A 19,558-nucleotide genomic window follows, 5' to 3' on the forward strand; every position below is an offset into this window, starting at 1 on the left:
TCCAAAAAAAGCCGCCTTTATGGCGGCTTTTTGCTATCTTGGCTGAGTGATGGGCGAGTACTCACAATAAAAATCTCAAGAAAGGAAAAAATGATGAAAAACTGGGTAATGGCATTGGGTTTGATGGCGCTGCCTGTTGCAGTTCAGGCGGGGGAGTTGGCTGTTGGCGACGGTATTGAACTGTTGGTCGTTGATGGTAAAAAAGTGCAAACCTCATTCTGGTCTGAAACCGCCAGCGTCAATTTGCCTGCCGGTAAACATCAGGTGGTGGTGCGTTTTGATGGTGAACTGAAGGATGGGGCTAAATCGCGTATTTACACCACGCGCCCGTACTTGTTTGAATTGGATGTGCCAGAGCAAGATGCCGAAATTACGTTGCCACGCTTTTCTACCATGTCTCAAGCCAAAGCGTATTTTCAACGTGGTCCAGAATGGACGCTGACTTTTGCCGATGGTACAACACGCACGCTAGAGGCGGTTGAGTTACACGGTAAAGGGTTGGCGGCTTACAGTGATATGGAAGCATTAGTGGCAGACTATAACCGTCAGCAAGGGATCACCTTTGAAGAAGGCTATGCGGTGGATTTAGAAGCCACGGTGGTGGAAGTGACGGAGCAGGGTAAAGTGAACATTACCGGTGAAGCACTGGTACAACTGAAATTGTGGTACACCAAGGCAGATGCGAAAGAAAAAGCAGCGTTTGCCGAGTGGGTGAAAACGCAGCAGTAATGCTCGGTCGTTTTTATCGGTAAAGCGATTTATAGCAAAGGCAGTGAGAGCAGCAATTCACAGCAATAGGCGTGGGCGTCACATACGCCGATTGCTGTGATTGGCTCGTGGCTATTCGTTATAGAACGATGCCGCGAGGCGATTTATTTAGCCGTGCGCGCACAGTGCTTCGTGGTGGTAACGGCTGTGTTCGCGGCAGTCCTGACAGCGTGGCTGCGCCGGATCATCTTCTAGATCGTTCATCGCGATCTCTTCTTCACAATCCACACACAATCCGTACATGCCGAGCTTGATGGAACAAACAGCGGCATCGACTTTCTCCATTCTGACAGCAAGATCAAACAAACGGGGAATGAATGATGATTTCGCCATCACGATAAGCTCACTGAGCTCAGCGGTGTTGATGGTGTCGGCTGACGGTACCAGGGTATGGAGTAACATTTCATTTTTGAGCTCACTGGCACGCAGAGCATGTTCTTGCTCTAAACGCTGCTGCAGCAACTCGAATGCGATATCTGATGTAGTCATAGGATCATCATTATTATTGTCGGTCATTTTAGTCTAAGACGATTTCAGAGTTTGATTGTGATTTGAATCAAATAAATACGGGGTTATGAGCGAATAACCGCATTTTCTCTCGGTTTTTGTGCTGCCCGATCTTGGTTATATTAGCGCGTACACGTCAATATGACACTAACCAAAGGATGGGTATGATGGAACAGGGATACAAAGATCCTTACAGTGCGAAGTATTTTTTCGGCTTGATAGTGGCGCTGGGTTTACCGACGCTACCTGCCAGTCTCACACTGCTTAGCCTCTTTTCTTCATAGGGCTAGGGTGCTAATACGCCGTGCTTCCCCCTGCGGCGTCATTAGTGTGACTGGATAACGGCATTTTTTCTAATGCTCAACCTCCAGCTTCAATCTCCAGCCTCAATCTCTGCCTTTTAATCGATATCTTTCCGTCCGTGATTTCCTTTTCTGAAGGCTTGGTCTCCAACGCAGAACTGATACACTCAAGCTAACTGATGACTCGGATAAAAACGGTATGGTCAAAAAAACACTCTTGTTAGCCTGTGGTTGGGTGTGTGTGGCGTTAGGCCTGCTCGGGGCGTTGTTGCCCCTGTTACCGACGACCCCTTTTTTATTGTTAGCCAGTGCGTGTTTTATGCGCGGCTCTCCACGGCTGAATGCGTGGTTAATGGCACATCCTACATTTGGGCCTGTGTTACACAACTGGCATACCCACCGTGCTGTATCACGCTCTGTGAAACGCAAAGCCAATATCATGATTGTGTTGAGCTTTTCTCTGTCGGTGTACCTTGTGCCGCTATGGTGGCATAAAGCCCTGTTATTGGGGATGTTGACGATATTGCTGGTGTGGTTTAACCGCTTGCCGGCGCGAGAGAATGTGCAAAGTGAGGGCGCTACAGGGCCTGCCCGATGAGTGTTTGTTAACGGGATCATTCATCTGAGGGATGAATCATTGCCAATCCTTGCCCCGTGGGGAGAAAGTCACTACTATTTGACCGGATTTTGTCGGCGGAACCTCTTTCCGCCGTTTTATTTAGATTGAGTTCCTTCCTGCCGGTTGTTGACGCATTGAGGGAACGCGGAAATGATTATGACTCAAGAAAAACTCGCGTTGATCAAAAACAGTATCAAATCTATCCCTGACTACCCAAAACCAGGCATCTTGTTCCGTGATGTGACCAGCCTGATGGAAAACCCAGAGGCATACCGTGCCACTATGCAGGTATTGGTTGAGCAGTACAAAGACAGCGGTATCACCAAAGTGATCGGTACTGAAGCGCGTGGTTTCCTGTTTGGTGCGCCTCTGGCACTGGAGTTGGGCGTAGGTTTCGTGCCTGTTCGTAAGCCGGGTAAACTGCCACGTGAAGTGATTGGCGAAAGCTATGAGCTAGAATATGGTCAGGACACACTGGAAATTCACGTGGATGCGATCAGCGAAGGCGACAAAGTGCTGTTGGTCGATGATCTGCTAGCGACTGGCGGGACTATCGAAGCGACCACGAAACTGGTACGTCGTTTGGGTGGTGTGGTTGAAGATGCGGCATTTGTGATCAACCTGCCTGAAATCGGTGGTGAGACACGTTTGAAAGGCCTAGGCCTGAACGTCTTCAGCATTTGTGATTTCGACGGTCATTAATCACGTCTCCTCCCTCAATTAGCCAGTCTGATTGCGTACCGCAGGCGGCTGGCTAATCATTGGGCGCTCAACACCGCGTCCTCTCGCTCAAAGATCCTCCCTGTGCTAGCATTGAGTTCTTGATTCTGTAAGGTTAGTTAACATGAGTTATCAGGTTCTGGCTCGTAAATGGCGCCCGCACCAGTTTGACGATGTGGTGGGACAATCCCACGTCTTAACGGCATTAGCCAATGCGTTGGCTCACAATCGTCTCCATCACGCCTATTTATTCAGTGGCACGCGAGGAGTGGGTAAAACCACCATCGCCCGTATTTTTGCCAAAGGCTTGAACTGTGAGCAAGGTATCACGGCGTCACCGTGTGGTCAGTGTGAAACATGTCGTGAAATCGACGAAGGCCGTTTTGTTGATCTGTTAGAGATCGATGCGGCGTCACGCACCAAGGTAGAAGACACCCGTGATCTGCTCGATAACGTGCAGTACAAACCGGCGCGTGGCCGTTTCAAAGTGTACCTGATTGACGAAGTGCACATGTTGTCTCGTCACAGCTTTAACGCCTTGCTGAAAACCCTTGAAGAGCCGCCGGAATACGTGAAGTTTATTCTGGCGACCACGGATCCTCAGAAACTGCCCGTGACCATTTTGTCGCGCTGTCTGCAGTTTCATCTTAAGCATCTGGACAATACCCAGATCCAAACCCAGCTAGAGCATGTACTGACCGAAGAGCAGGTGAGCTTTGAACCTCGTGCATTAAGCTTGTTAGCCCGCGCGGCAGAAGGGTCAATGCGTGATGCATTGAGCCTGACAGATCAGGCGATTGCATTGGGTAATGGCCAAGTGCAGGCGGATGCAGTCTCTACCATGTTGGGGACACTCAATACCGAGCAAGCGTTATACCTGCTGGAAGCGGTAGCTCAAGGCACGGCAGAGCCAGCGATGGCTTGTTTGGAAGAGTTGGCCGGCATTGGTGTGGAATGGGACAGTTTGTTGCGTGAATTAGCGGCACAATTGCACCGCGTAGCCATGCATCAAGCGTTACCGGCTTCACTGGATGAGAGTGCGCCAGATGCCGAGCGTATTGTGGCGCTGAGCCAATCTGTCTCGCCGCAAGAAGTGCAGTTGTGTTACCAGATTGCCCTGCAAGGTCGTCAGGATTTGGCGTTTGCCCCTGATGGTCGTACCGGCTTAGAAATGGTACTGCTGCGCATGTTGGCGTTCCGTCCGGTCTCGGTCTCTGCGATGGCCCCTCAGCCTATCGCGGTGCCTGCCACACAACCGGCTTCGCCTGCGCCTTCAACGTCTTCTTTGCCACAGAGCGGCGCGCCACAAGGCATTGAGCGTGTGCAGGCACTGAAAGCGCAAATGCAGCAGCCTCAGCAACAAGCGGCGATGCCGCAAGCACAACCATCGTCTCCTCAACAGCAGGGGCAGCAGTACGCACCGGTACAACAGGCGTACGGTGAGCAGCCTGCAACGGGACAATCTACGATGGGACAATCTACACCGCAGGCGCACGGGATGCCGTCTCAAGGTATGTCGGCCCAGCCGTCAACATACCCGCAGCACGATTACGGACAGCCTGTTCAGTCACAAGCTGTGCCGTCGCAGCCAGCACAACAAGCTGCGCCGCAACCGGCAGCACCGTCAGCGGCATCCGGGCTACTTGCGGCGCGCAATAAGCTGCGCAGTCAAACCAAACGTGATGGCAATGAACCGTCGCACGGAAAAAAGGCTGAACCGGTACAGACGAAAAAAGTCGCATCCAGCGTGTTAGATCGTATTGCGAGTAAGCAAAACGGCTCAAGCTTCACGCCGCCAGCGATGTCGGTACCGGGCACTTCAGGTGCGCCTTCTACGTCAGACACACCGGCGACCCCGGAAGAATACCAGTGGCGCCCAACGGTTGCGCCACAAGCGGGTGAGGCACAAGCTGTCGCCCCGACCAAACTGAAACAAGCGTTGGAGCATGAAAAGACACCTGAGATGGTGAAAGTGCTTGTCAATGAAGCGGCAAAACAGGATAGTTGGTCGGATTGGGTGACCCAGCTGGAAGTGGGCCGTATGGTTCAGCAGCTGGCCTTGAATTCATCGTTTACCCGTAACGGCGGGGCGGTGACGTTGCATTTGCGTCCGTCGCAGAAGCATTTAGATACCCCGAAAGCCCGTGAACAGTTAGAAATCGCACTGGCTGATCGTTTGAATGAGCCGGTGTCGCTAGACATCGTATTGAGTGATGAAGGGCGCTCGCCGTTAGAATGGCGAGAGGCGCTTTATCAGGAAAAATTGGAACTGGCCAAGCAAAGTTTGCAGGCCGATCCTAACGTGAACTTTATTTGTCAGCGTTTTGCCGCTGTACTGGATGAAGAAAGCGTAAGACCCTTATAAATTAACCAGACCACAGAGAGAGAAGATATGTTTGGTAAAGGCGGTATGGCTAACATGATGAAGCAGGCGCAGCAGATGCAAGAGCGCATGCAGAAGATGCAGGAAGAGATCGCAAATATGGAAGTGACTGGCGAGTCTGGTGCTGGCCTGGTCAAAGTGACTCTAACTGGTAGCCACAGTGTACGTCGCGTTGACATCGACGACAGCCTGATGGAAGACGACAAAGACATGCTAGAAGACTTGATTGCTGCGGCTTTCAACGACGCTGCTCGTCGCATCGAAGAAGCGCAGAAAGAAAAAATGGCAAGCGTAACTGGCGGTATGAACCTGCCAGCTGGCTTTAAAATGCCATTCTAATTAATGCGTACCAGTCACTTACTGGAACAATTGATGGAGGCCTTACGTTGTCTGCCTGGGGTTGGCCCCAAGTCAGCACAGCGTATGGCCTTCAGTTTGTTACAGCGCAATCGTCAGGGCGGCCTGCAACTAGCAGACGCACTGAATAAGGCCATGACAGAGATTGGCCACTGCCGTGATTGCCGTACCTTCACCGAAGAAGACGTGTGTGCCATTTGTGCCAATCCGCGTCGTCAGGAAAATGGTCAGATCTGCGTGGTGGAAAGCCCGGCAGATATCGTAGCGGTTGAATCCACCGGCCAGTTTTCCGGTCGTTACTTCGTGTTGATGGGGCACCTGTCACCGCTTGATGGCATTGGCCCGTCGGATATCGGTTTGGATACGTTGGAATTTCGTATGCAGAGCGAAGCGATGAGTGAGTTGATTTTGGCGACCAACCCGACAGTAGAAGGGGAAGCCACAGCGCACTATATTGCCGAGCTGTGCAGTGAATACGACATTCCGGCGACGCGTATCGCACACGGTGTGCCTGTGGGCGGTGAGCTGGAGCTGGTGGACGGCACAACCTTGTCGCACTCTTTGGCAGGGCGACAAAAGTTGTACTGATGGCCACGGTAAACGTCGTTATCGTCAGGCAAAATACAAAAATACCCATACTGACCGAGGTCGGCATGGGTATTTTTTTATCTGCGCTTTATGGGTCTCAGCCAGTATTGACCGTTCTGAACGTGTCTCCGATCGGTTTGCTTGGCGAGGTTACAGCGCAAACAGGATGTTGGAACCATAGGTCAAACTGGTCAGCAAAATCGCTTTCTCATTCAATATATCGATACGACGGCTTTGCTGGGCATCCATGCGATAGATCTGTTTGATAATGGCCAGATGCTCTGGTTTGAAGTCCTGGTTTTGCCCTGAGGTGATGTCTTTAAACTCCAGCGGCTCGGTTAACAGGTAGCCGCCACTGATATCCCATTGGCCGGACTCCGACATGTGCAGAGTCAGCGGTTTTTCCTCGTCACTGTACAGGTTCACCAGCGTAATGCGGGAATAGGTGTGGTTTGGCAGGTACACCACATGGCTGTTTTGCTCCACGCGGCGCAGCATACCCAAATCTTCCAGTTCGGTTGCTTCAATGTGGCTGGTGCTGATGCTTTGCCACTCTTTTGACATCAACAACTGTGACTGCTTGTAGTCACCAGAAAAATACAGCCAGCTACTGAATACGACAGACAGGGCCAGCGCAATAAAGGCGATGTAGCGGCCCAGACGACTCAGCATTGACGGGGTGTGAGAAGTTACTGACATATGGTGGTATTGTCCTTTTGGCTGGTTAACAGGCGTAAGGTCACGTTCTCACTGGGACGTTGGCTTGAATGTACATAGTTGAGCCAAATCTGGCTGTTCTGGCCGCCAGTGGCAATCACTTCGATAGGACGTTTGTCATCCGGGTGGTGAGCGATATAGCGTTCCACGCACTGGGTGATCAACGGCTGCCAAGGCGTTAAATCCGGGTTACTGATCGGCACCAGGATCGGTACCTCTTCCACTTGAAGGATCGGCGTAAAGGCCGCTGATTTTGGCGGCAGCGCTTGGTTGACCCAAATTGGCAGAATAAAGGCGATCAGTAATGCGATGACAGAGCCAAAGAACCAAGTGCGCGAGGCCGGAGTTGACGCGCCCTGCGGGTGTTCTGTATGGCGCGATGTAGCAAAATGGACGGCCGCACGAGTCGGCGTATGCGTCGCATTTACCGCGCTGTGCGTCTCATTCTGGCAATCTGTGGTCTCTGCCGAGGTCGGTGCATCCATATCGGCGTCGGCGTCTGTGGTCGACGGGACTTGAGCGCAAGGCGTGTTGACAATCGCTTCCACCGGCGCAATTAACTGATAGCCGCGCTTAGGGACGGTTTTGATAAATTCAGGGGATTTAGTGGAATCTTTCAGTGCTTTACGCAGTGTCGAGATCGCTTGAGTCAGGCTGGAATCATCCACCTCAAAACCCTGCTCGCGCCAGACGTAGTCGTGCAGGCGAGTACGAGTGACAATGGTACCTTCCGCGTCGATCAGCAAACCCAGAGCACGGCTTTCATTGCTGCCAAGGCGTGTGATTTCATCATCTTCAAACTGGTCAATCAGGCTGTTGTCATGGGGGATAAAGACAAAGCGCTGACCAATCAAAAATTTGTGTTCATTTGTGTTCATAATAGAGCCTTTGAGCATTACGCGAGACGATATATAGCACGTCCAGCCTGAATCCCTTCTGAATATAAAAAAATAAAAAACACCTCAAAAAATACCTTTAAAAAATATAAACCATATAAAAGTACGGTTTGAGGTTGAATTTGTTGGTATCGCCCTTATCTCTATGGGTAATGAAAAAAGGAAGCGCGGCCGGAGTGGCTGCCGAGCGTGACGACACGCCTTCCTTCGTCTGTTTACGTGTCCTGTTTCGGAGTTGAAATGAGCGAGCAAACTATCCACAACGATCAAGAAACCCACAACAATAAAGAAACCCGTGGCTTTCAGTCTGAAGTGAAGCAACTGCTTCAGTTGATGATCCATTCTCTTTACTCGAATAAAGAGATTTTCTTACGTGAGTTAATTTCAAACGCTTCAGATGCCGCCGATAAGCTACGTTTCCGTGCGCTGTCACAACCTGATTTGTACGAGAACGATGCCGAATTGGGTGTGAAGCTGTCTTTCAATGAGCAAGCCGGCACGCTGACCATTTCGGATAACGGGATCGGTATGACCCGTGAAGACGTGATTGAACATCTGGGTACTATCGCAAAATCCGGTACCAAAGATTTCTTTGCCAAACTGAGCGAAGAAGAAACCAAAGATTCTCAGCTGATCGGCCAGTTCGGTGTGGGCTTCTATTCTGCTTTTATCGTGGCGGATTCAGTGACGGTGAACACCCGTGCAGCGGGCGTACCGGCGGATCAGGCCGTGTCATGGCAATCAGCGGGTGAAGGTGATTACACCGTCGAAGATATCGAAAAAGCCAGCCGTGGTACGGAAATCATTCTGCACCTGCGTGAAGACGACAAAGAGTTCCTGAGCGAATACCGTCTGCGCGACATCATCAGTAAGTATTCTGATCACATCGGCATTCCGGTGCAGATCCAAACCATCGAACGCGATGAAGAAGGCAAAGAAACCGGCCGTAAGTGGGAGCAAATCAACAAGGCACAAGCCCTGTGGACGCGCAACAAGTCGGACATCAGCGAAGAAGAATACAAAGAGTTCTACAAGCATGTGTCTCATGACTTTGCTGAGCCACTGACGTGGAGCCACAACCGTGTTGAAGGTAAGCAGGACTACACCAGCTTGCTGTACATCCCATCCAAAGCACCGTGGGATCTGTACAACCGTGACAGCAAGCATGGCCTGAAACTGTACGTACAACGCGTATTCATCATGGATGACGCGGAGCAGTTCATGCCGTCTTACCTGCGTTTCATGCGCGGTTTGATTGACTCAAACGATCTGCCTCTGAACGTCTCCCGTGAAATTCTGCAGGACAACAAAGTGACGCAGTCACTGCGTAAAGCCTGTACCAAACGCGCATTGACCATGATGGAGCGTTTGGCGAACAATGACGCAGAAAAATACCAGACCCTGTGGAATGAATTTGGCCAAGTGCTAAAAGAAGGCCCGGTGGAAGATTTCGCGAACCGCGAGAAAATCGCCAAGCTGTTGCGCTTTAGCTCGACCCATGCGGAAACCCTTGAGCAAACGGTGTCACTGACGGACTACGTGTCGCGTATGAAAGAAGGCCAAGAGAAGATTTACTTCCTGACGGCAGACAGCTTCACGGCGGCGAAGAACAGCCCGCACCTTGAGCAGTTCCGTGCTAAAGGCTTGGAAGTGATCCTGATGCACGATCGCATCGACGAGTGGTTGATGGGTCACCTGCCTGAGTTTGAAGGTAAAGCCTTCCAGGCGATCACCAAAGCGGATCTGGATCTGTCGGCGTTTGAAGACGACGCAGAAAAAGAAAAGCACAAAGAAACTGAAGAAGCGTTCCAATCTGTGGTTGAGCGCACGAAAGCCTACTTGGGCGATCGTGTGAAAGATGTTCGTACCACGTTCAAGCTGAAAGACACCCCAGCGGTTGTTGTGACAGACGAGAACGAGATGGGGACGCAGATGGCGAAACTGCTGGCCGCAGCAGGTCATGACGCACCGGAAGTGAAGTACATCTTTGAGCTGAACCCTGAGCACGCCTTGATCACTAAGATGGCAGATGAAGCGGACGAAGAAGTGTTTGGCCGTTGGGTAGAAATGTTGTTGGGTCAGGCGATGCTGGCAGAAAAAGGCAGCATGGACGATCCATCCCAGTTCTTGGCAGCCGTCAATAAACTATTGGCGTAAGCCAAATGATGAAGGCGGTGGGACTAAGGTCTAATCGCCTTCAATATTGCTCTAAATGTATGCTGATACAGCGTGAAATCTTGGGTTGACCGCATGAAGACAGCGGTGTCAGGCTTGCGACGTAACGCTAATCAGTGTATTTTCCATTTTTTAAAAATGGTTGAAACGCCATTCAAACTTAAGGGGATCAAGATGCGCATCATTCTTCTGGGCGCTCCAGGTGCAGGTAAAGGTACTCAGGCACAATTCATCATGGAGAAATTTGGTATTCCACAAATTTCAACCGGTGACATGCTACGTGCAGCAATCAAAGCTGGTACTGAGCTAGGCAAACAAGCAAAATCCGTTATCGATGCTGGCCAGCTAGTGTCTGACGACATCATCCTTGGTCTGGTTAAAGAGCGTATCGCTGAAGACGATTGTGCTAAAGGCTTCCTACTAGACGGTTTCCCACGTACGATCCCTCAGGCTGACGGCCTGAAAGAAATCGGCGTAGAAGTGGATTACGTGATCGAGTTCGACGTGGCTGACGATGTGATCGTTGAGCGTATGGCGGGTCGTCGTGCACACCTACCATCTGGCCGTACTTACCACGCTATCTACAACCCACCAAAGGTTGAAGGTAAAGATGACGTAACCGGTGAAGATCTTGTGATCCGTGAAGATGACAAAGAAGAAACCGTACGTGCACGTCTAGGCGTATACCACAGCCAAACTGCACCGCTAATCGCTTACTACGGTAAAGAAGCAGAAGCGGGCAACACCAAGTACCTGAAATTCGACGGTACTCAGCCTGTTGCAGTTGTAAGCGCAGAGCTAGAAAAAGCACTGGCTTAATTATTGTTCCATTGCCTTCGCGCAATGTTGCAACCCATATGAACGGGGTGATCGGTAACGATCACCCCGTTTTTTTTGATCGAATGGGGAAGTGGTCGGGTATAAAGCAAACAGCCGAATAAGCCTTGAGCAAACAGGGCGATGTGATATAACTGACTGATAAGAAACTGATACAGTGGGCACGACAAGGTGCCGGCTTGACGTATGAAGGATGCTATGAGCGAACAAAGCCCAACAACGACGACCGACCGTGCGCAATACGGCGTATTACTGGTGAATCTGGGAACGCCGGATGAAGCCACACCTGCTGGCGTGAAGCGCTTTTTGTCTGAATTTTTACATGATCAGCGTGTGGTGGATATGACCCGCTGGTTATGGTGTCCACTGCTGCACGGGGTGATTTTGCCGGTGCGTTCCCCGAAAGTCGCCAAACTGTATCAGGCGGTGTGGATGGATGAGGGATCACCATTGATGGTGTACTCAAAACGTCAGCAGCAGCAATTAGCTCAGATGCTGGATGTGCCTGTCGAGCTGGGGATGACTTACGGCAATCCGAGTATTGCTTCTGGCTTAGCCGCGCTAAAAGCGCAAGGCTGTGAAAAAGTGTTGGTGTTGCCGCTGTACCCGCAGTATTCGCGCACCACCACGGCGGCGGTGTTTGATAAGGTCGCCAAGGTGCTTAAAGCACAAGCGGATATTCCAGAGTTGCGTTTTGTGAATCAGTATTTTGACCACCCGGCTTACATTGAAGCGTTGGCGGGGTCGGTGAGTGCATTCTGGGCGGAGCACGGTGAGCCGGATTACCTGCTGTGTTCTTACCACGGGATCCCGAAGCGCTACGCGGATAATGGCGATCCGTATCCGGAGCACTGTAGCGGTACCACGGCGTTATTGGCGGAAAAACTGGCCTTGCCTCAGGATAAAATGAGCATGAGCTATCAGTCTATTTTCGGCCGTGAAGAATGGCTGAAACCGTACACCGAAGGCACCATCAAAGCACTGGCAGAAAAAGGCATTAAACGCTTGGATGTGATTTGCCCGGCTTTCTCGGTGGACTGTTTGGAAACGCTGGAAGAAATCGCCGAAGAATGCAAAGCGGTCTTCCTGGCAGCAGGGGGCGAGCGCTTAAATCTGATCCCGTGTTTGAACGATGATCCGGCACATATTGCCCTGATGGCTCAACTGGTAGAACAGCATACCCAAGGCTGGTAACCGTTTGTGAAGACGGGACAAATTACCTAAAAGTGTCCCGTAAACGGCGAATTTGGCATTTAAGCTCTCATTCTCGATGAGAGCTTTTGCTTTTCTGTTCTATATTCTGTGATAGAATTCGCAAAAATTTCTCAACTGACAGCGCATTGACATGAAATTTCCAGGCCAACGCAAATCCAAGCATTACTTCCCAGTACATGCTCGTGATCCACTTATTAGTCAAACCAAGCAAGAAAAGCGACTAACACGCACGCACATTGTCGGTATTGATCAGACTTTGGTTGATATTGAAGCTTGTGTGGATGATGAATTCCTGGAGCGCTATGGGCTGAGCAAAGGCCATTCATTGGTGATCACTGATGAAAAAGCTGAAGCACTGTACCAAGAGCTGAAAGAGAATGATCTGATCAGCCATGAGTTTGCAGGTGGTACGATCGGTAACACACTGCACAACTACTCTGTACTGGCTGATGACAAGTCCGTGCTATTGGGCGTGATGAGTAAAGACATTGAGATCGGTAGCTACGCATACCGTTACCTGTGTAACACATCAAGCCGTATGGACATGAACTACCTGCAACCGGTAGAAGGTCCAATTGGTCGTTGTTTCGCGCTGATCTCGAAAGAAGGTGAGCGTACGTTTGCGATCAACGAAGGGCGTATGAACCAGCTAGACCCATCAAGCATCCCTGAAGCGGTGTTTGAAAGTGCGTCGGCATTGGTACTGACGGCTTACTTGGTTCGTTGTAAAGAAGGCGACCCAATGCCTGCAGCGACCATGAAAGCGATCGAATACGCGAAAAAATACGACGTGCCAGTGGTACTGACACTGGGTACCAAGTTCGTGATTGAAGACGATCCACAGTGGTGGCGTGACTTCTTGCGTGATCACGTGACTGTGGTTGCGATGAACGAAGACGAGGCTGAAGCCCTAACCGGTGAAAGTGATCCGCTATTGGCGTCTGAGCAGACCCTTGAGTGGGTTGATTTGGTACTGTGCACGGCAGGCCCTGTGGGTCTGTACACCGCCGGTTACACCGAAGATGAAGCGAAGCGTGAAACCAGTCTGCACCTGCTACCAGGTGACATTCCTGAGTTTAACCGCTACGAATTCAGCCGTCCGATGCTAAAAGCAGACTGTACGACACCGATTAAAGTGTACTCACACATTTCACCGTACATGGGTGGTCCTGAGCGTATCAAGAACACCAACGGTGCCGGTGACGGTGCGTTGTCTGCACTGCTGCACGACATGTCTGCAAATCGTTACCACCGCGAGAACGTGCCAAAGTCGAGCAAGCATCAGTTTGACTTCCTGACGTACTCTTCATTCTCTCAGATCTGTCTGTACTCGAACCGTGTAAGTTACGAAGTACTGGCACAGCACTCACCACGTTTGTCTCGTGGTCTGCCTGAGCGTGAAGACAGCCTGGAAGAGGCATACTGGGAGCGTTAATTCGCCCGGCGGCTTGTTCCGCGACACAAGGTATACCGTGAAAGAGAGCCCATTGTGGCTCTCTTTTTTTATGTCTATTGGTTGGCATTTCTGTATGCGAAGTGCGGCAAAGTCACGTTTTCCTCTCTTCTTTCTTGCTTTTCCTCGTTCCCCCTGCATGTGTTTTTTTGCTCTTCTTGTGATCGTTTTAGCAAAAAAAAGTAATTATTTGTCCTGCCAATAGTTAGAAAAATACCTTTTCCGCATCTACGCTTATTTTGCTACATCAATAAGGACATGGAGAAGAATATGAAGAAAAATGCAGTGGCAATCGCATTAGCTGGGATGATGTTTTCGCCGGCACTTTGGGCAGGTGTGGATTTGCCTGAAGGGACGCAAGAGTTTGGTTTGCAGGGGAGTCTCGATCTGGATTACGTCGATGACTATTTGTTTGTCTTAAATACCTCGTATGGGTACTTCATCTACGATGACTGGGAAATTGGTGCGGTGCTGGATGTCAGCATGAGTGACAGCAACAAACAATTCCAGTTTGGTGGTTTCACCGAATACAACTTCACCAATACCTCGAACTGGGTGCCGTACCTTGGGGCTGCCGCACAGTTAGCGAACCTGTCGGGTGATGGTGACGATTTGGATTTTGATGTGGAAGACGTGACCGCACTAAACATCAAACTGTCCGGCGGGGTGAAGTATTTCATTAACCCGCATGTCGCCATCAGTGCAGAGGTGAACTACAACATCTCAACCGATGATATCAATGTCAGCAAAGACGGGCTGGAAGACAGCTTCACGCGTTTTGTGTTTGGTACCCGTTTCTACTTTTAATCGCATCCTATGACGCATAAAAAAACAGCGAGGGCCTAGGCACTCGCTGTTTGTCGTTAGTGATGTTGTTGTTCGTACTTTCTGTACTTTTTATTGTTGCCTCTGTTTGTCAGAGTGCTTTCTACACGTCGTTAAGACAGTCGTAAATTCAGTCAGTTCGCATTTCACTGCATGTTATTTGCCGGCTGCGTATGCTTCGTTGTGCACCGCGGCTACCGCACGGCCTGAAGGGTCGGCACTGTTTTTAAAGCTCTCGTCCCACTCAATCGCTTTGGCACTGGAGCAGGCGATAGACGGGCCGCCCGGTACACATTTTGCTGCGTCTTCCAATGGGAACAGCTCTTCAAAGATCTCACGGTACACATACGCTTCTTTGGTGGTTGGCGTGTTGTACGGGAAGCGGAACTTAGCCGTTTCCAATTGCTGATCAGAGACTTTCTCTGCCGCCACGTCTTTCAACGTATCAATCCAGCTGTAGCCCACACCATCAGAGAATTGCTCTTTTTGACGCCATGCCACAGATTCTGGCAGGTAATGGCCAAAGCATTCACGTAGAATGTGTTTTTCCATCTTGCCGTTGCCACACATCTTGTCTTCAGGGTTCAGGCGCATCGCCACTTCCAAGAACTCTTTATCCAAGAAAGGTACGCGGGCTTCAATCCCCCAAGCTGCCATGGATTTGTTGGCACGGGCACAGTCAAACATGTTCAGTGCCAGTAGCTTACGTACGGTTTCTTCGTGGAACTCTTTGGCATTCGGTGCTTTGTGGAAGTACAGGTAGCCACCAAAGACTTCGTCCGCGCCTTCACCAGAGAGCACCATTTTGATCCCCATCGCACGGATCTTACGTGACATCAGGTACATCGGTGTGGAGGCTCGGATGGTGGTCACATCATAGGTTTCGATGTGGTAAATCACATCACGGATTGCATCCAAGCCTTCTTGTACGGTGTACGTCAGTTCATGGTGAACGGTACCAATATGGTCAGCCACTTTCTTGGCGGCTTTCAGATCTGGTGCACCTTCTAAACCAATGGCAAAAGAGTGCAGGGTTGGCCACCAGGCTTGTGATTGCTCGTCATCTTCAATACGACGGGCGGCAAATTTCTTGGTAATGGCAGAGATCACCGAGGAATCCAGACCGCCAGACAGTAACACACCGTAAGGCACGTCAGTCATCAACTGGCGTTTTACCGCACCTTCAAGGGCATCAGTCAGCGCCACTTTATCGGTCTGGGCGTCGGCCACCGTGTCAAATTCCATCCAGTCACGCTTGTAGTAACGCACGGGTTCACCCGCTTTACTCCACAGGAAATGGCCCGGAGGAAATTCACTGATGCTCTTACACACAGGCACTAGGGCTTTCATTTCTGAGGCGACGTAGTAGTTACCGTGCTCGTCATAGCCGTGATACAGCGGAATGATACCGATATGATCGCGACCGATCAGGTAAGCGTCTTCTTGCTCGTCATACAGAATGAAACCGAAGATACCGTTCAGGTAATCCAGCAGCTCAGGGCCTTTTTCTTTGTACAGCGCCAGAATGATTTCACAGTCAGATTCGGTCTGAAACGGGTAATCGGGTGCAAACTCGGCGCGGAGTTCTTTGTGATTGTAGATCTCACCATTGACGGCCAACACATGGCTCTTATCAGCGTTATACAGTGGCTGCTCACCGCTGTTCAGATCGACAATCGCAAGGCGCTCATGCACCAAAATGGCTTTGTCAGATGAATAGATACCGGACCAATCCGGACCGCGATGACGCATTTTTTTCGACATTTCCAGCGCGGTAGCGCGTAATGCGGTTGCATCACTCTTGATGTCTAAGATGCCAAATACTGAACACATACTTCCTACCCCAAACGTTATGATTATGAATGGCTCACTGTGGTGGCTGACAGCATGTGGCTGAAAAAGGGTTGTAAACAGATACAACTTGGCCACAACAGACTCACCGTTTCCTTGTTTGTTAAAATTGCGTATCCAACAATGAAATGCAACCAAAAACCGCAATTCAATATACAAAGAGGCTTTGCGATGAATATTATTTAATAAATCTAGATTTAACTGAATATTTTCTATGGTAGGTCGGTTTTTTACGCAGAAAAACAAACGGCAGCCGAAGCTGCCGTTGAGGTGAGGGGGCGTGAAGAAAATGACCGCCATGGGGGGATACCGAGTCATAAGTTGCCGTTATAAGCTGCGACCCGGTCAGTCCGTTTAGATCTTAGTGGCCGGTATTTTTGCCGATTGGCAGTGTAACGGCTGAATATTCGGGATCAGGTGATCACACACGTGGCGGGCAAATCCACTGCCTGCTTCGTTGTAGATATTGAAAGCGGCATCCACTCCAAGGGCGTACAGGGCGTCTTCATCATCTTCATACTTGGCAATGGCGGCAATTTGACCTTTATAGTGACGCTCACGGATTTGCTCAAGGGCAAAGCTGTTGGCCTGACTGTGTGGCATGGCGAGCAAAATAAGCTGTGTGTTGTGTTTGGATATCACCCGTGCCCAGAAATCGGGGTCGGTAGCATCGCCGTGGATCACGCAGCGGCCTTGCTCACGGTGTAAGGCCACGGACTCTTCACGGGTTTCAATCCCGATCACTTGTTCGCCGTAACGGCTGACCAATTCATCGTACGCGCCGCTGCCGATACGGCCCATGCCTAAGATCAGCACTTTCTTATCGCCCAAGTCGATTAAGCGATCGTTCGGGTTCAGGCGATCAGGTTCAAATTCTTTCAGCCATTTGGCGGCATCTTTGTAGAGACGATGGCCGAGACTGTTGAGCGGAGCGGCGATCAGGAACGACAGCGAGACCGCAATGGCGATGGCCACCAGAAAACTGCCCGGCAGCATACCCATGTTATAGGCCAGTCCGCCCACAATCAGGCCAAACTCACTGTAATTAAACAGGGTCAGGGTACCCAGCAGTGAGGTACGTACACGGTAACGGAACAGATTGAAGATCACGTAGTAGAGGATGCCTTTGAGCGGCAGCAGTACCAGTAATATCAATGCCATGAATAAGCCGTCCCAGGTTGGTTTCTCTGACAGGCCAATGTTGAGGAAGAAGCAGACCAGTAACAGCTCCTTCAGATTGAACAGGGATTTGGACATTTCAGAGGTTTTCGGGTGGCCTGCCAGCATCATACCGACAATCAAGGCACCCAAGTCCGCTTTCATACCGACGGCTTCAAACAGACCGGAGCCGGCCACCAGTGCCAGGAAAATCCCGTACAGCACCAACATTTCCCCGTGGCCGGCACGGTCGAGAATACGGAACAGAGAAGGACGTAGAAGCGGCAGCGCAAACAAGGCGAGGGCGGTGATCTCTGGTACTTTCCCGGTCGAGACGGTTAGGAAGATAACGGCAAAGATGTCCTGCATGACCAAAATACCGATGGCCAGTGTGCCGTAGGTGGCATTGAGTTCACCTTTTTCCTGCAGGGCTTTAATGGCAAACACGGTACTGGAGAAGGACAGGGCAAAGCCCATTAAGGCCAACTGGCTGATGTCCAGATCGGCCATCATGCCAATGCCTAATTGTTTAAGTACCAGTAGGGCAAGGGTGAATAATCCGGTGGTGAGGACATTGTGCAGTGTGGCACCGCCCCAAATCTCTTTGGCCAGCAGGGTGCGAATATCTAACTTAAGGCCGATAGAGAACAGCAGTAAGGTCACACCGAGATCGGCAAGGGTCGATAAGGTTGCTGTCGATTGGTAACCCGCAGTGTTGAGTGCAAAGCCCGCGACTAAGAAGCCGACGAGTGGGGGAAGTTTGCAACGAAGGGCAAGAAAGCCGGCCAGAAAGGCCGCGATGATGTAGACAAGTTCCATTGCAGGTTGACGTCCTTTTACTGAGTAGAGAGGGGGGAACCTCTGCGCATTGATGCAGGAATATAGCATAAGGGGCATGTTCCTGTCCGGAACATGCCCCTTGAAATTGTTACAAATTGAGTGACTTACCGTAACAAAATAGATCGTGTCGCGTTATTCTTCCAATAAGCGCTGCAGCAGTACACCGTTCAGCATGGCACGTTTAATCATCGAGAACGCGCCAATGGTTGGCTGGGTGTAGAGCTCAGAGACGACAATCGGCAGATCTTTGTTAAAGGTAGACAGCGATTGGGTTTCCACGCAGCGACGGATCGCCGGGAACACCACGTCTTTGGCATGGGTAATGTTACCCGCCACCACAATTTTTTGCGGGTTGAATAAATTGATGGTCATCGCCAGGGCTTTGCCCAGTTGATTGCCGACCTTAATTAAGGCCTGACTGGCTAACTCATCACCTTTATTGGCGGCGTCACAAATGGCCGGCATGGTGAGTGATTCCAGATCTTGTAGGCTGCTTGGGTAGCCCTGATCAAGCAAGTCTTGAATATGGCGCATGATAGCCGGATCGGCGGCCACGGTTTCTAAACAGCCAAAGTTACCGCATTGGCATTTGTCGCCCAGCGGATCAATTTGGATGTGGCCGATTTCGCCGACGTTGCGGTTTGTGCCCAAGAAGACTTGGCCGTTAACGATGATCCCCGCACCGGTACCGTGATGCACACTGACCAGAATGGAGTCTTTGCAGTCGCGGCTGGCACCAAAGTAGTGCTCTGCCAACGCAAGGCCACGAATGTCGTTACCCACAAAACAGGCTACGCCGTATTTGTCGGTGATGATGTCCGCCAGCGGCAGGTTATCGACCTCAATGTTTGGCATGTATTCGACAATGCCTTTTTCCGGGTCAATCAAACCTGGCAGGGTGATACCGAACGCCACTAATTCGCGCATTGCGCTTTGGTGTTCGTTGATAAACTGGCGAATGTGTTCAAGCAGGCCATCCACCAACACTTGTTGGTTGTGGTAGCTGAAAGGGTGGGCGGTGCCGGCGATGTATTTACCGCTCAGATCATAGAGCGTGATTTCGATGTAGTTACGACCCAAGCGGATCGCAATAGAATGGAACGGGGCCGATTCTGTGGTCAGTGAGATCGCACGTCGGCCACCGGTAGACGCTTGCTGAGCGACCTCTTTAATGAGGCCGCGTTCTAGCAATTGGCGGGTAATTTTAGTAACGCTTGCAGGCGCAAGCTGACTCACATCAGCAACCTGGATACGTGAGATTGGGCCTTGTAAGTCAATGAGCCGGTAAACCGCTGCACTGTTCAGCTGCTTTACCAGATCTACATTACCAATTTGTCCGCCAGTCAT

Annotated in this window: 17 protein-coding genes; 11 read left to right on the plus strand and 6 right to left on the minus strand. The window is 50.7% G+C overall.

Annotated features, from left to right (window positions below; translation table 11 throughout):
• Positions 1 to 93: 93 nt before the first annotated feature.
• The gene (locus ABT58_RS13615) at positions 94 to 729 is read left to right on the plus strand and encodes a YccT family protein (RefSeq protein WP_047874969.1); all 636 of its coding nucleotides are present in this window, start codon (positions 94 to 96) and stop codon (positions 727 to 729) included.
• 147 nt (positions 730 to 876) lie between these two features.
• Here the strand turns inward: ABT58_RS13615 and ABT58_RS13620 are convergent, their stop codons facing one another.
• Positions 877 to 1,257 (minus strand): dksA-type zinc finger protein, encoded by a 381-nt coding sequence (locus ABT58_RS13620; RefSeq protein ID WP_047874970.1) that lies wholly within the window; start codon positions 1,255 to 1,257, stop codon positions 877 to 879.
• A gap of 519 nt (positions 1,258 to 1,776) precedes the next feature.
• Between ABT58_RS13620 and ABT58_RS13630 the strand changes: the two genes are divergently transcribed.
• From ABT58_RS13630 to recR, 5 genes are all read left to right on the plus strand, one after another.
• A complete protein-coding gene (locus tag ABT58_RS13630) occupies positions 1,777 to 2,175 on the plus strand; it encodes a YbaN family protein (RefSeq protein WP_047874972.1) in 399 nt (132 codons plus the stop codon).
• A gap of 177 nt (positions 2,176 to 2,352) precedes the next feature.
• Positions 2,353 to 2,898: an adenine phosphoribosyltransferase gene (gene apt, locus ABT58_RS13635; protein WP_047875199.1), complete on the plus strand. Its 546-nt coding sequence runs from the start codon at positions 2,353 to 2,355 to the stop codon at positions 2,896 to 2,898.
• A gap of 142 nt (positions 2,899 to 3,040) precedes the next feature.
• The gene (gene dnaX, locus ABT58_RS13640) at positions 3,041 to 5,281 is read left to right on the plus strand and encodes a DNA polymerase III subunit gamma/tau (RefSeq protein ID WP_047874973.1); all 2,241 of its coding nucleotides are present in this window, start codon (positions 3,041 to 3,043) and stop codon (positions 5,279 to 5,281) included.
• A 27-nt stretch (positions 5,282 to 5,308) separates the two neighbouring features.
• Complete coding sequence (locus ABT58_RS13645; RefSeq protein ID WP_047874974.1) at positions 5,309 to 5,638, plus strand: YbaB/EbfC family nucleoid-associated protein; 330 nt, start codon at positions 5,309 to 5,311, stop codon at positions 5,636 to 5,638.
• A gap of 3 nt (positions 5,639 to 5,641) precedes the next feature.
• Positions 5,642 to 6,244 (plus strand): recombination mediator RecR, encoded by a 603-nt coding sequence (gene recR / locus ABT58_RS13650; RefSeq protein ID WP_047874975.1) that lies wholly within the window; start codon positions 5,642 to 5,644, stop codon positions 6,242 to 6,244.
• A gap of 150 nt (positions 6,245 to 6,394) precedes the next feature.
• On the opposite strand, the gene ABT58_RS13655 is transcribed toward recR, so the two are convergent.
• Both ABT58_RS13655 and ABT58_RS13660 read right to left on the minus strand, forming a co-directional pair.
• Complete coding sequence (locus ABT58_RS13655; protein ID WP_047874976.1) at positions 6,395 to 6,943, minus strand: regulatory protein ToxS; 549 nt, start codon at positions 6,941 to 6,943, stop codon at positions 6,395 to 6,397.
• Positions 6,934 to 7,839 (minus strand): winged helix-turn-helix domain-containing protein, encoded by a 906-nt coding sequence (locus tag ABT58_RS13660; protein WP_047875200.1) that lies wholly within the window; start codon positions 7,837 to 7,839, stop codon positions 6,934 to 6,936. Before ABT58_RS13660 ends, ABT58_RS13655 begins: the two co-directional genes overlap by 10 nt.
• 258 nt (positions 7,840 to 8,097) lie before the next feature.
• On the opposite strand from ABT58_RS13660, the gene htpG reads away from it, so the two are divergent.
• From htpG to ABT58_RS13685, 5 genes are all read left to right on the plus strand, one after another.
• Positions 8,098 to 10,014 (plus strand): molecular chaperone HtpG, encoded by a 1,917-nt coding sequence (htpG, locus tag ABT58_RS13665; RefSeq protein WP_047874977.1) that lies wholly within the window; start codon positions 8,098 to 8,100, stop codon positions 10,012 to 10,014.
• 192 nt (positions 10,015 to 10,206) lie between these two features.
• Positions 10,207 to 10,851: an adenylate kinase gene (gene adk / locus ABT58_RS13670; protein ID WP_047875201.1), complete on the plus strand. Its 645-nt coding sequence runs from the start codon at positions 10,207 to 10,209 to the stop codon at positions 10,849 to 10,851.
• A gap of 216 nt (positions 10,852 to 11,067) precedes the next feature.
• Positions 11,068 to 12,063, plus strand: coding sequence for a ferrochelatase (gene hemH, locus ABT58_RS13675; RefSeq protein WP_047874978.1), 996 nt, complete (start codon positions 11,068 to 11,070; stop codon positions 12,061 to 12,063).
• Positions 12,064 to 12,214: 151 nt separating this feature from the next.
• The gene (locus ABT58_RS13680) at positions 12,215 to 13,519 is read left to right on the plus strand and encodes an inosine/guanosine kinase (protein ID WP_047874979.1); all 1,305 of its coding nucleotides are present in this window, start codon (positions 12,215 to 12,217) and stop codon (positions 13,517 to 13,519) included.
• Positions 13,520 to 13,807: 288 nt separating this feature from the next.
• Positions 13,808 to 14,344, plus strand: coding sequence for an outer membrane beta-barrel protein (locus tag ABT58_RS13685; protein ID WP_053063094.1), 537 nt, complete (start codon positions 13,808 to 13,810; stop codon positions 14,342 to 14,344).
• A gap of 174 nt (positions 14,345 to 14,518) precedes the next feature.
• Here the strand turns inward: ABT58_RS13685 and asnB are convergent, their stop codons facing one another.
• The 3 genes from asnB to nagC form a co-directional block, all read right to left on the minus strand.
• Positions 14,519 to 16,195: an asparagine synthase B gene (gene asnB / locus ABT58_RS13690; RefSeq protein WP_047874981.1), complete on the minus strand. Its 1,677-nt coding sequence runs from the start codon at positions 16,193 to 16,195 to the stop codon at positions 14,519 to 14,521.
• Between the two features lie 372 nt (positions 16,196 to 16,567).
• Positions 16,568 to 18,190 (minus strand): cation:proton antiporter family protein, encoded by a 1,623-nt coding sequence (locus ABT58_RS13695; RefSeq protein ID WP_047874982.1) that lies wholly within the window; start codon positions 18,188 to 18,190, stop codon positions 16,568 to 16,570.
• Between the two features lie 153 nt (positions 18,191 to 18,343).
• Positions 18,344 to 19,558, minus strand: coding sequence for a DNA-binding transcriptional regulator NagC (nagC, locus tag ABT58_RS13700; RefSeq protein WP_047874983.1), 1,215 nt, complete (start codon positions 19,556 to 19,558; stop codon positions 18,344 to 18,346).

Source organism: Photobacterium aphoticum (genome assembly GCF_001029435.1).
Lineage (GTDB): Bacteria > Pseudomonadota > Gammaproteobacteria > Enterobacterales > Vibrionaceae > Photobacterium > Photobacterium aphoticum.

What these genes read in the sequence shown, in the direction of transcription:
- nagC (WP_047874983.1), bottom strand. Translation starts at nt 19,558, where the DNA reads ATGACTGGCGGACAAATTGGTAATGTAGATCTGGTAAAGCAGCTGAAC.
- ABT58_RS13685 (WP_053063094.1), top strand. Translation starts at nt 13,808, where the DNA reads ATGAAGAAAAATGCAGTGGCAATCGCATTAGCTGGGATGATGTTTTCG.
- ABT58_RS13680 (WP_047874979.1), top strand. Translation starts at nt 12,215, where the DNA reads ATGAAATTTCCAGGCCAACGCAAATCCAAGCATTACTTCCCAGTACAT.
- ABT58_RS13660 (WP_047875200.1), bottom strand. Translation starts at nt 7,839, where the DNA reads ATGAACACAAATGAACACAAATTTTTGATTGGTCAGCGCTTTGTCTTT.
- htpG (WP_047874977.1), top strand. Translation starts at nt 8,098, where the DNA reads ATGAGCGAGCAAACTATCCACAACGATCAAGAAACCCACAACAATAAA.
- ABT58_RS13620 (WP_047874970.1), bottom strand. Translation starts at nt 1,257, where the DNA reads ATGACTACATCAGATATCGCATTCGAGTTGCTGCAGCAGCGTTTAGAG.
- apt (WP_047875199.1), top strand. Translation starts at nt 2,353, where the DNA reads ATGACTCAAGAAAAACTCGCGTTGATCAAAAACAGTATCAAATCTATC.
- hemH (WP_047874978.1), top strand. Translation starts at nt 11,068, where the DNA reads ATGAGCGAACAAAGCCCAACAACGACGACCGACCGTGCGCAATACGGC.
- asnB (WP_047874981.1), bottom strand. Translation starts at nt 16,195, where the DNA reads ATGTGTTCAGTATTTGGCATCTTAGACATCAAGAGTGATGCAACCGCA.
- ABT58_RS13630 (WP_047874972.1), top strand. Translation starts at nt 1,777, where the DNA reads ATGGTCAAAAAAACACTCTTGTTAGCCTGTGGTTGGGTGTGTGTGGCG.
- ABT58_RS13695 (WP_047874982.1), bottom strand. Translation starts at nt 18,190, where the DNA reads ATGGAACTTGTCTACATCATCGCGGCCTTTCTGGCCGGCTTTCTTGCC.
- recR (WP_047874975.1), top strand. Translation starts at nt 5,642, where the DNA reads ATGCGTACCAGTCACTTACTGGAACAATTGATGGAGGCCTTACGTTGT.
- dnaX (WP_047874973.1), top strand. Translation starts at nt 3,041, where the DNA reads ATGAGTTATCAGGTTCTGGCTCGTAAATGGCGCCCGCACCAGTTTGAC.
- ABT58_RS13645 (WP_047874974.1), top strand. Translation starts at nt 5,309, where the DNA reads ATGTTTGGTAAAGGCGGTATGGCTAACATGATGAAGCAGGCGCAGCAG.
- adk (WP_047875201.1), top strand. Translation starts at nt 10,207, where the DNA reads ATGCGCATCATTCTTCTGGGCGCTCCAGGTGCAGGTAAAGGTACTCAG.
- ABT58_RS13655 (WP_047874976.1), bottom strand. Translation starts at nt 6,943, where the DNA reads ATGTCAGTAACTTCTCACACCCCGTCAATGCTGAGTCGTCTGGGCCGC.
- ABT58_RS13615 (WP_047874969.1), top strand. Translation starts at nt 94, where the DNA reads ATGAAAAACTGGGTAATGGCATTGGGTTTGATGGCGCTGCCTGTTGCA.